This is a genomic window from Shewanella sp. A22, from assembly GCF_053850585.1.
This window is the reverse complement of sequence record NZ_JBSQBN010000013.1, coordinates 47,105-57,391: the sequence shown is the minus strand read 5'-3', so window position 1 is coordinate 57,391 and position 10,287 is coordinate 47,105. Positions and strand designations below refer to the sequence as shown.

Sequence of the window (10,287 nt, the reverse complement as noted above, 5' to 3'; positions counted from 1 at the left end):
GATACTGGAGGTAGAGTAACGCAGGAGCTTGTTACCGAGGATCACTATTCGCTTCAATCATCTGCCTTGCCTACAGCACTTTGAACTCCCGCTGAAAGATCACATATTTAATAGGATTGGTATTAGCCGTCTCTAGTGCAAAATAATCCATAGCGTGGTTGCTACAGAATAAATCATTAGCACACAAGCGATTGATGTAAAAGGCTTTCGTTTTAACAGCTTTTGAAACAGATAAGGTGTACTTTGTGAATATTCTTGTACGGGTAGGCCTTGTTGAAAAAAGTGTAAACTTTGCTTAAACGACTCTGCATTCAAATAGCGTTGTGCTGGTTGATTTGATATTGCTTTATTGATGATGGCATTAAGCTCAATATTGTTTATTTTACTCATATCACCCGTTGCGGTAACAACACCTGAGAGTAAATAGTGCAGTATTACTCCAAGAGAATAAACATCGGTTTGGGCTGTACACGTATGGCCAGCTATTTGCTCTGGCGCACTCCAATGGCGAGTAAATGCCGGCACAAAATGTTCGCTATTGTCATTGTTATCACAAATTTGTTGCTTGTACTTTCTTGCTAGGCCAAGGTCAATTAATACTAAGTGTCCTTGGTCATTGATAATAATATTTTGTGGCTTAAGGTCACCATGAAAAAAGTGTTGTTGATGAAGGTAGTTCACTGCACCTAGTAATTGTTCGAAAACATTAAGCTTTTGTTTTATATTTATTTTATTGTTGGCGAGCCAAACATCTAACCCTTGCCCATCGATGTAATCCATCACAATACAAGCATGGCCTAACACTTCAGACACGCCGTAAATATTGCACACATTTGGGTGATCCAGTGTCATTAGAATTGAGGCTTCATTATAAAAAATAGCCTTTTGCTGGTGAGACGATAATTTATTGGTTCGCAAAATTTTAATGGCGGCTTTGTGTATTTTTGTATGGCCCTTATCGTAGCTTTCTATACGTTGTTCACCTTGGAAGACTAACCCCATCCCGCCGGATTCAGACACAAGTTGAGTAATGGTAAACCCCATAACTTGCTGACCAATCAATTCATCTTGAGAAATAGGCGCCTGATTTGAATACTGTTGTGATATTAACTGGCTACTTGATAAAGGGGTGTCATCAATGATCAGCATTTTTTCAAGTGCTAATACTTGTTCGGGATAATCTTGCTTTAAAGGCAATAACCGCTGCTGTTGTTCTGTTGTCGTTAAACTCGCCAACTCACTGTATAAGGCAACAATATCTATCATTCAGTTAACTTTGCTCTAAGCCACACAGTGGCAAACTTTAAGTCGTTATCGACTGTTCTTGATGATAACCCCAACATGTCTGCGATTTGTTGATGCGACACCATCGCAAAGTTCTTTAATTCAAATACATCTGCTTGCCTTGGGTGTGACAATTGGAGTAGCTCTAAAGCTGAAGATAGCGCAAGGTTTTCGGTCCAATTTGGTAACATCATCTCTGCATCATTTAATTGCGAATGCAAAAATTTGTGTTTAGCTTGCTGGTGATTCACCACCGATTGATGGGGCTTTCCAAATAACAAATGCCATACCGACACGCGGACATAATCAAAAAAATGTTGCCTGTTTTCAAATGGTTGTTCATCGTTACGCCAACGGTGCAATTTGACCACTGATTCATTGGCTAATTCTGTAACTGAGGCATCGTGTAAAATGGTTTCATTAGGTCGATGTTGGCTGAGATATTTTTCAACAATCGCGCGAATATCTTGGTAAGCATAGGTGAGAAATTCCTCACTTTGGTGCTTATCTCTATTTTGCCAACCCACTAATAATTCAGTGGCATTGGTTAACTCTCTAATTGACACGACAGTCCCTATTTTTGACATCGATTACCCCCTAATTATCATCTACTTCGGTTGCCATTACTAGCTATTAAGTTCGCACTATTGTAAATCATTGAGGCTAATAATGGTCAGTTGTTGCTGTAAAGTAAAAGTGTCTATCCAGTAACGATTGTGATGACAAATAATGCCATCAACCGGGCTGTGTCCGTGAATGACAAAGTCGACATCATTAATGCCTGTACAGCTATCAATACTATGTAAAGGTCTGCTCCATAATACTTGCCATATATCGTCTTCAGTCAACACTCCTTTTTGCATTTTTTGCCAGCTAGATGCGGCAGAGGCATGACTAATACCAATAGACTTACCATTAACGTCTATGGTTCGCGTTAATGGCACTGTAATATCAATGATGGTTTTCCAACGGATTAACAAGTCAAATCGATGCATATGCTGTGTCAACCAGACGCCACCTTTTTGACGTAAAAAGTCCCAATAACGCGAACATTGAAAGCCTAATAAAAATAGTTGTTCATGATTGCCCAACACAGAAAAAAACCATTTTTTTGTGAGCAAGTCTAAGCAATCAATACTTTCGTCACCTTTATTGATCAAATCGCCGGTACAAAAGAGGCGGTCAGTTTGAAAGTTAAATTTAAGTGCCAATAATTGCGCATAAAGTGCGTGTATCTGGCCATGGATATCGCCCACGATATAGTCTTTACCCACTAAATTGGCATTATTGTAAATGTGCTGCTTTCGAGGTTTAAATTGCATATATAACGCCTTATACCAATCCTATTAAATATGTGAACTGACCAGATATTTAATGAGATTGGTATTAAAAGTCGCCAGTTGTTAACTGACGACTTGAACCGAACAAGCTATTTTTGCACTAATTGAGCCCATAATGCATGGTTAGTTTTGTACCCAGGTTTAATGGTTGCCATTACCACCAATACAATGCTTATCAAAAATAGATAAAAACCAACATCGGCGTACTTCAAACCTTCTGCGACGGTTCGCATAATGTGTTTGGTGCTAACACCACCAAACATTTGTGCTGCTTGAAATATATCTGCAAGTTGTTGATATACGGTATAAGCAATCGACAATAATAGCAGCAGTAATAACCCCCTAGAGATGGTTTGTTTTACCCCAAGCAAGTGACTACATAAAGCGATAATGGTTAGTAAATATAGCCAAGTAGGCGTCATATCACTCAGTGGTACACTGCTTCCCATTATGTTGATAACAGGAAAAAATGTGCTCAACAGCATAAACGCTAAACTAAATACGGCAAAAAAGTTCATCAATTTTATGCCTGCTGGGTCTATCGCTAATGCCCGGTCCTTAGTATTCAAAAGGGTCGATTTAGCTTGCTCAAATGCTTGTGTTTGTTGTAAATCGTGAGTTAATTGGCTGGCAGTATTTTTGGCCTCACTGACTGCATCTAAGGCTTTATCTTTTAATGACATTGTTTATCCTTGTTAAGTTTATGCTTATCAAGCGCTTTTATGGTTTTATGTGTACCTTAAAGTTGCAGTATATGGTTAGCTAAAAGTTCTCTATCTAATCCAATGTCATCTTTTTCTGCCAACTCAATAATGTAATCAAGCTCGCACTCATTCAGCATTTCAATTTGTGAATCTGTCATCTGTTTAGTCTTACTTTTTACCCCTGCGACGTTAAAGCACGTGTTTAGCATTTTCATTTTGACTTTATAGTTAATCGAGGTGTTCCAATTTTGGATCCAAGCCAACTGTTCATCTTCTGATGAACTACCACATCCGACTAACATCAAACTACTTAACCCCAAGATTACACCGGCTTTAATGTTGTTTTTAATATTCGATTTCATCATTTTTCCCTTTATTGTGTTTAGATACTCAAGCAATACTCGATTTGGGTTAGCTTAATGAAACGAAATAAAATGATGAGTGACGTAAAAAGTAATTATTTACGCAAAAAAATACAGATAGAAAAATCAATCACTCTTAACAATGTTCAATTACACGTTAATAACCTTAAAATCAGTATCTTAGTGTTTTTGCACGTCTGTGGATTTTTGGGTTTTGTGAATATTTTAAGGTGAGCATTGCTGGATTATGTGATCTTCATTATCGGATTTCGATTATATCAAATGCGACTTCTGTTATTTTCACTGTTGAAACACTTCACCGCTGAGTAGATTAGTTATTAGTCTTAAAAAATGAGTTTCATCATGACATTACAAGAAAAAGTTACGCACATAGTCACGCACCCTTACCTGTCTCCTAAGCAAAAATCAAATTACTTATCTTTAGAGGCCGAAAATAGCCTGCCTTATTTGGTGTTGTCTGAGCAGGTTAATAATGCGCTGGCGCAAGGTGTTATTTGCGATATGTTTGAAGGCCATGCTCCATTTAAGCCACGATACGTGTTACCTGACTATGCTAAATACCTTAAGCAAGGTTCTGAATATTTGGAATTATCACCGGCTGAAGATTTTGATGATGCAATAAATGCGTTACTGATTCTTTATCATCATGTGCCGTCGGTCACAAATCTTCCTGTGTATTTAGGTCAATTAGACGTGCTATTAATGCCATTTGTACAGGAGCTTGAGCCTGATGCCATTTATCGTAAATTAAAGCGCTTTTGGATTTTGCTCGACAGAACCCTACCCGATGCCTTTATGCATGTGAATATTGGCCCAACCGATAACATTATTTGCCGGACCCTATTGCGAATTGATGCCGAGCTACAACAGATTGCACCCAATTTAACCTTTATGCACGACCCAGACATAACCCCTGATGATTTATTGCTAATGGCCACGACCAATATTTGCCAGTGCAGCAAGCCTCACGTTGCCAATTATCCATTACATGCGCAAACTTTTGATGAGCAAGGTTTTGGGATTGTTAGTTGTTATAACGCATTGCCTTTAGCTGGCGGTGCAAATACCTTAGTGCGGCTTAACCTTAAAGAAGTTGCTCAACAAGCCACTAATATCGATCACTTTTTTGACAAAATATTGCCTTACTATTGCCAATTAATGTTTGAGTTAATTGAAGTTCGCTCGGAATTTTTGCACCAAAAGTCACATTTTTTCGACAGCTTTTTGGTTAAAGAACAACTCATTGATGAAAACCGGTTTGCGCCTATGTTTGGCATTTACGGCATGGCTGAAGCGGTTAACATTTTACAAGCGCGTACATTTAGTACTGATATTGCTAGCCCAAACCATGGTTATGGTCATAACCATGATGCCAACCAACTTGGCCTAAAAATATCGGCTACATTAGCCCAAATAGTCACCTCGACGCCTGTTAGTTACGGTTTTAAAGGTCGAGCGTTATTGCATTCTCAAAGTGGTATTAGCGTGGATATAAATGTCACTCCAGGTGTGCGTATCCCTTATGGAACAGAACCCGATCCGATTAGCCATATTCAAGCACTAGCACAGCATCATCAGTACTATACGGCTGGAATTAGCGATATTCTCACTATAGATGAAACCGTTAAGTCTAATCCACAAGCCATGTTTCAACTGTGTAAAGGGGCACTGAGCTTAGGTTTTAGAGAGTTTAGTGCCAATGTTGCCAATAACGATTTAGTTCGCGTTACCGGTTATATGGTGAAACGTTCTGACATAACAGCATTTGCACAATGTGGCTCGCGCAGTAACACCACAGGGTTAGCGGCTGAAGCCGCCGTCAATACCGGCATATTACAGCGCCAAGCTCGGGTTATTGCACATGAACAGGCCCCTTTTGTTTATGCGTAGGCAAGCTGTTATTAGCCAAATTTTACCGTTTTCATGTGTTGATGGACCTGGCAGCAGATTGGTTATTTTCCTTCAAGGCTGCAATTATCAATGCAAGAATTGTCATAACCCACAAACAATCAGTCTGTGTGATGCTTGTGGTGATTGTATAGATCATTGCCCCCAACAAGCATTAACGCTGGTGCAGTCAAGCGCTCGAATAAAAGACAAAGCAAGTATTGTGTGGAACAGCAGCTTGTGCAGCGAATGTGATACTTGCCTAACGGTGTGCTCAACACAATCAACACCCAAAACACGGCATTATACGGTCGAGAAAATGCTTGAGATTATTAACAAACAAAGGCATTTCATTAATGGTATAACCATTAGTGGCGGCGAAGCGAGTTTACAACTGCCCTTTGTTATTGAGCTGTTTGACGCCATAAAATCATCTGAGCATTTATCGCAACTTCATTGCATGATCGACACTAATGGCAGCTTACCGTCATCGGGTTGGCATAAGTTACTGCCCTATTTAGATGGCGCGATGGTCGATTTAAAAGCATGGAACCAACAAACTCACCGGGACATTACCGGCCGCAATAATGATGCGGTATTTCGTTCAATAGCGTTACTTTCCCAGCACAATAAACTGCATGAAGTGAGATTGTTACACATTCCTGGTATCACAGATTATGATGCAGAGATTGACGCCTTAGCGGCTTATTTATTACGACTACCACACGAGACTCGAATTAAGTTAAACGCATTTCACCATCATGGGGTTAACGGCATTGCCTTAACGTGGCCACAATGCACACAAGCTGATATTGAAGGGTTAGCCGCACAACTTGCTAAACGAGGTGTCTGTAATATCATTCTGCCGACGTTATATTAAATGCAAATGCACTTATTGACTGCATTGTAATATTTGTTCATACAGCCAGCGGTGCGCAGGGTCGTTCATACTCTGGCGATGCCAAACAAGGCTGTAAGCAACTTTGCCATAATCAATCGGTAATGATTTAACGACGAGTCCTTGTGCTTGTTTGGCAATGGACGCCCAGCGACGTGAGCAAGTAAACAGTAATTCACTGTGATGACACATTAATGCTGCACTGCCAAAATCAGGAACTGAAATAGGAATGGCACGTTTTTGTGATTGTTGTGCCAGTAAAATATCAAAAAATGGTGTGTTTAAATCAGTGTCGGTGATGCCGATATGGCTGAAGTGTAAATAGTCATCAAGGCTGATCTTTTGCTGCAATGCTAATGGGTGTGATGGGCTCATTAAGCACACCATTTCATCATTGATTAAGGTTTCCCACGTTAATTCATCATCTATATTGGTCGGTTGGCTAAGATCATGGGGTAAGATAATAAAGTCTAATGAGCCCTTAATTAATCCTTCGAAACCAATATTGTCTTTACTGTAAATATCTAAATGGATGTTGGGCGCTAAGCTAAGAATATGGGCACTTAATTTAGCGGCTAATAACTCAAATGTACTTTCACGCATGGCGAGCGAAAAATGCCCTTGATATTCTGTAGGATTAAACACATTTTGGCTCATGATATGGTTCATATCTTTGATCATTTGCTGCACACTTGGGCCAAGTCTTCTTGCTAAAGGTGTGGCAACGAGAGAGTTACCATGTCGATAAAATAACTCATCATTAAGGCTCCCTCTTAACTGACTTAAGGTTTTACTTACCGACGATGGGCTTAAACATAATCGCTCTGCACTGACTGTGACACTAAGAGTCTCTAGCATCACATGTAGAGTGATTAAGTGTTTCATGCTGATACGGGATAGTTTTGCCAAATCCATTAGCGAATAAGCCTTGATTAGTCATATGTTTAATTATCAAAATATAAACTCAAACACCGTTGAGGTATAGGCGACTATGCCGTAATCAAGACCCGCTTCACATCCTCATGCGATAAGTTCAAGTTGCCGAATACGTTACATTGATTTTAGTTTTTCTGGCCACCAACCCCTGACTCCATTTACTGAATTTATTGAACATTTAACGCGCTAACCTCCAACGTTTCACAATATCATTTGTTGAGGTAAATTATCTATAACGCCATTAATGACATTTTAAACTGTCATATTTGTCTTTAGTGATAAATATGGCGCTTATGTTTGATTGTTAAAAATCTATTTTAATCTATGCCGCATTACTCCTCCTCTATCAAAATATATTTAGCTAAATAGAATCATAGCCTTATAGTTATTTTAAACTTTTTTAATATTTATAATGGACATTGGCCTAGCAATTGCTATTACCAAGTAAGTTTGCAATCTGTTTTGCAGATTAAAATTAAATAAGTATGACTATTCTAGGAGCTATAACATGACTGATTCTATTGTTTCGTTTCCACAATTAAATCGCCCCGCACCTGCATTTAATACCAAGACCACGCATGGGATGCGCTCACTCTCAGATTATAAAGGTAAGTGGTTAGTTTTGTTTTCGCATCCTGCTGACTTTACTCCGGTTTGTACAACTGAATTTATGGGGTTTGCTCAGCGTGCAGAAGACTTTGCCCATCTCAACACTGAGTTATTGGGGTTATCCATTGACAGTATTCACTCTCATATTGCTTGGGTTCGTAATATTGAAGAGAACTTTGGTGTTGAAATTACCTTCCCTATTATTTCGGATCTCTCAATGGAAGTGGCAAAAGCTTATGGAATGATCCAACCCGGAGCGAGTGATACAGCCGCTGTTCGTGCCACGTTTATTATTGACCCTGAAGGGATATTGCGTGCAATGGTGTATTACCCAATGAGTAATGGTCGCTCTATTGATGAATTTGTTCGTTTGGTTAAAGCATTACAAACCAGTGATGCAAATGGTGTTGCTACGCCCGAAAACTGGCAACCTGGTGATGACGTGATTGTACCGCCACCAGGGACGACAGCAGATGCCAAAGCTCGTTCAGAACAAGGGTACCAATATACTGATTGGTATTTCAGTAAAAAATCGCTTTAAACCATTATGGCGCAGAGACGCAAATCTCTGTGCCTTATTGTGACAAGGTTAAAATAGGAGGTATGTGATGCATTCAACGTTTAGTGTCCATGAGTTTTTAGATGAAGACAGTGAAACCTTTACTTATGTTGTTGTCGATGATGCAACCTCATATGCAGTGATTATTGATCCTGTACTCGATTTTGATTACAAATCGGGCCGCACTGATACTCAAAGTGCACAACGTGTTTTACATTGGATTGAGCGTCAAAAATTAACGGTTAAATGGATATTAGAAACCCATGCACATGCAGATCATTTATCTGCTGCGAGTTTTATCCGCGAACAAGTGGGGGGGCAAATTGGCATTGGTGAACACATTACTCAGGTGCAACAAACCTTTAAAACGATTTTTAATTTAGAGTCTAATTTTTTGCCCAACGGCAGCCAATTTGATCGGCTGTTTAAACATAACGAACTGCTGCATGTGGGCGACATGACCATTAAGATCATGCATACACCAGGGCATACTCCTGCCGATTTAGCTTATATCGTTAATGATCAAGCAGCCTTTGTTGGCGACACCATTTTTATGCCTGATGTTGGAACCGCTAGATGTGATTTCCCTGGTGGCGATGCCAATACTTTATATGACTCCATTCAGACATTATTTGATCTGCCAGAAACAACTGACATTTACGTGTGTCACGACTATCCGACAGAGGGGCGTGATCATCAATTTAAAACCCAAGTCAGTCAACAGAAGCAACACAATATCCATGTCAATGACAGAATGACAAAGGAAGCCTTTGTGGAGCTTAGGCAACAGCGAGATGCCACCTTACCTATGCCAAGGCTAATATTGCCATCAATACAAATCAATATTCGTGCAGGACAAATGCCAGAAGCTGAAAGTAACGGCACTGTGTATTTAAAAATTCCCATTAATTTACTTTAACGTTAAGAGTTTTCAAGATGATACAAGCCGTTGTTGGTGCATTACTCATTGGTTTAGTACTCAGTGTTTTGGGCTCTGGAGGCTCAATTCTTACGGTTCCTGTGTTGTTATATCTTATTGGGATGCCACCCGAATTAGCGATTGCGTCGTCATTATGCATTGTAGGTGTTATTAGCCTAATCAGTAGCCTTGGCTTTATTAAACAAAAAAAAGTGTCTTGGCCGCATGTGTTCCTGTTTGGTTTACCCGGTATGGCGGGGACATATTTAGGCGCACGCATCAGCACTTTTTTCACCAGCGACACGCAACTCACAGTGTTTGTCATTTTAATGCTAATCGGTGCCGTCATGATGTGGCGTAATCAATCTAGCAAGTGTAAAGCGGGCAAACTCAATATTGTAAAAATACTTATACAAGGGTTAGCGGTGGGTGTTGTTACTGGTTTTGTTGGCGTCGGTGGCGGTTTTCTTATCGTTCCTGCGCTTGTATTACTTGGTGGTATTGAAATGTGGCTGGCCATTGGTACCAGTTTATTAATTATTACCATGAACTCACTGGTTGGGTTTATTAAATATTATTCATTGCTTTCTGATAAGGGGTTTGAATTTGATTGGTCGGTTATTGGCATCATGATTGCCGGCGGTCTTGTGGGCAGCATTGCTGGCCAATGGATAACCCAATACTTACCCAAAGCCCTTTTACAAAAAATCTTTGCCATCTTTTTAGTGTTGATGGCGGTATTTATTTTAATTAAATCGATTATTTAAC

At 39.7% G+C, this 10,287-nt stretch carries 11 protein-coding genes; 5 read left to right on the top strand and 6 right to left on the bottom strand.

What is annotated here, in order from left to right:
- Positions 1 to 132: 132 nt before the first annotated feature.
- From ACWXWT_RS04445 to ACWXWT_RS04425, 5 genes are all read right to left on the bottom strand, one after another.
- Entirely contained in the window at positions 133 to 1,266 is a 1,134-nt protein-coding gene (locus tag ACWXWT_RS04445; RefSeq protein WP_456040405.1) for a serine/threonine protein kinase, read from the bottom strand.
- Positions 1,263 to 1,871, bottom strand: coding sequence for a sigma-70 family RNA polymerase sigma factor (locus ACWXWT_RS04440; protein WP_456040404.1), 609 nt, complete (start codon positions 1,869 to 1,871; stop codon positions 1,263 to 1,265). Before ACWXWT_RS04440 ends, ACWXWT_RS04445 begins: the two co-directional genes overlap by 4 nt.
- Before the next feature lie 57 nt (positions 1,872 to 1,928).
- Entirely contained in the window at positions 1,929 to 2,606 is a 678-nt protein-coding gene (locus ACWXWT_RS04435) for a metallophosphoesterase (RefSeq protein WP_456040403.1), read from the bottom strand.
- A gap of 107 nt (positions 2,607 to 2,713) precedes the next feature.
- Positions 2,714 to 3,307 carry a hypothetical protein gene (locus tag ACWXWT_RS04430; protein WP_456040402.1) on the bottom strand — a complete coding sequence of 198 codons (594 nt, stop codon included), beginning with the start codon at positions 3,305 to 3,307 and terminating at the stop codon, positions 2,714 to 2,716.
- 56 nt (positions 3,308 to 3,363) lie between these two features.
- Positions 3,364 to 3,693, bottom strand: a complete 330-nt coding sequence (locus ACWXWT_RS04425; protein ID WP_456040401.1) for a hypothetical protein — start codon at positions 3,691 to 3,693, stop codon at positions 3,364 to 3,366.
- Positions 3,694 to 4,053: 360 nt separating this feature from the next.
- On the opposite strand from ACWXWT_RS04425, the gene ACWXWT_RS04420 reads away from it, so the two are divergent.
- Both ACWXWT_RS04420 and ACWXWT_RS04415 read left to right on the top strand, forming a co-directional pair.
- Positions 4,054 to 5,601, top strand: a complete 1,548-nt coding sequence (locus tag ACWXWT_RS04420; protein ID WP_456040400.1) for a YjjI family glycine radical enzyme — start codon at positions 4,054 to 4,056, stop codon at positions 5,599 to 5,601.
- The gene (locus tag ACWXWT_RS04415) at positions 5,573 to 6,478 is read left to right on the top strand and encodes a YjjW family glycine radical enzyme activase (protein ID WP_456040399.1); all 906 of its coding nucleotides are present in this window, start codon (positions 5,573 to 5,575) and stop codon (positions 6,476 to 6,478) included. The genes ACWXWT_RS04420 and ACWXWT_RS04415 overlap by 29 nt, the downstream gene beginning before the upstream one ends.
- 12 nt (positions 6,479 to 6,490) lie before the next feature.
- On the opposite strand, the gene ACWXWT_RS04410 is transcribed toward ACWXWT_RS04415, so the two are convergent.
- Positions 6,491 to 7,411 carry a LysR family transcriptional regulator gene (locus ACWXWT_RS04410; protein ID WP_456040398.1) on the bottom strand — a complete coding sequence of 307 codons (921 nt, stop codon included), beginning with the start codon at positions 7,409 to 7,411 and terminating at the stop codon, positions 6,491 to 6,493.
- 529 nt (positions 7,412 to 7,940) lie between these two features.
- On the opposite strand from ACWXWT_RS04410, the gene ACWXWT_RS04405 reads away from it, so the two are divergent.
- The 3 genes from ACWXWT_RS04405 to ACWXWT_RS04395 all read left to right on the top strand — a co-directional run bounded on the left by ACWXWT_RS04405 (position 7,941) and on the right by ACWXWT_RS04395 (position 10,286).
- Complete coding sequence (locus tag ACWXWT_RS04405) at positions 7,941 to 8,582, top strand: peroxiredoxin (protein ID WP_456040397.1); 642 nt, start codon at positions 7,941 to 7,943, stop codon at positions 8,580 to 8,582.
- Positions 8,583 to 8,649: 67 nt separating this feature from the next.
- Positions 8,650 to 9,519, top strand: a complete 870-nt coding sequence (locus ACWXWT_RS04400; RefSeq protein WP_456040396.1) for an MBL fold metallo-hydrolase — start codon at positions 8,650 to 8,652, stop codon at positions 9,517 to 9,519.
- Positions 9,520 to 9,536: 17 nt separating this feature from the next.
- On the top strand, positions 9,537 to 10,286 hold the full coding sequence (locus ACWXWT_RS04395) for a sulfite exporter TauE/SafE family protein (protein WP_456040395.1): 750 nt from the start codon (positions 9,537 to 9,539) through the stop codon (positions 10,284 to 10,286).
- Position 10,287: the final 1 nt, after the last annotated feature.

Bases quoted from the DNA above. Each gene is read 5' to 3' on its own strand.
- ACWXWT_RS04445 (WP_456040405.1), bottom strand. From the start codon at position 1,266: ATGATAGATATTGTTGCCTTATACAGTGAGTTGGCGAGTTTAACGACA.
- ACWXWT_RS04430 (WP_456040402.1), bottom strand. From the start codon at position 3,307: ATGTCATTAAAAGATAAAGCCTTAGATGCAGTCAGTGAGGCCAAAAAT.
- ACWXWT_RS04405 (WP_456040397.1), top strand. From the start codon at position 7,941: ATGACTGATTCTATTGTTTCGTTTCCACAATTAAATCGCCCCGCACCT.
- ACWXWT_RS04415 (WP_456040399.1), top strand. From the start codon at position 5,573: ATGAACAGGCCCCTTTTGTTTATGCGTAGGCAAGCTGTTATTAGCCAA.
- ACWXWT_RS04400 (WP_456040396.1), top strand. From the start codon at position 8,650: ATGCATTCAACGTTTAGTGTCCATGAGTTTTTAGATGAAGACAGTGAA.
- ACWXWT_RS04425 (WP_456040401.1), bottom strand. From the start codon at position 3,693: ATGATGAAATCGAATATTAAAAACAACATTAAAGCCGGTGTAATCTTG.
- ACWXWT_RS04395 (WP_456040395.1), top strand. From the start codon at position 9,537: ATGATACAAGCCGTTGTTGGTGCATTACTCATTGGTTTAGTACTCAGT.
- ACWXWT_RS04435 (WP_456040403.1), bottom strand. From the start codon at position 2,606: ATGCAATTTAAACCTCGAAAGCAGCACATTTACAATAATGCCAATTTA.
- ACWXWT_RS04440 (WP_456040404.1), bottom strand. From the start codon at position 1,871: ATGTCAAAAATAGGGACTGTCGTGTCAATTAGAGAGTTAACCAATGCC.
- ACWXWT_RS04420 (WP_456040400.1), top strand. From the start codon at position 4,054: ATGACATTACAAGAAAAAGTTACGCACATAGTCACGCACCCTTACCTG.
- ACWXWT_RS04410 (WP_456040398.1), bottom strand. From the start codon at position 7,411: ATGGATTTGGCAAAACTATCCCGTATCAGCATGAAACACTTAATCACT.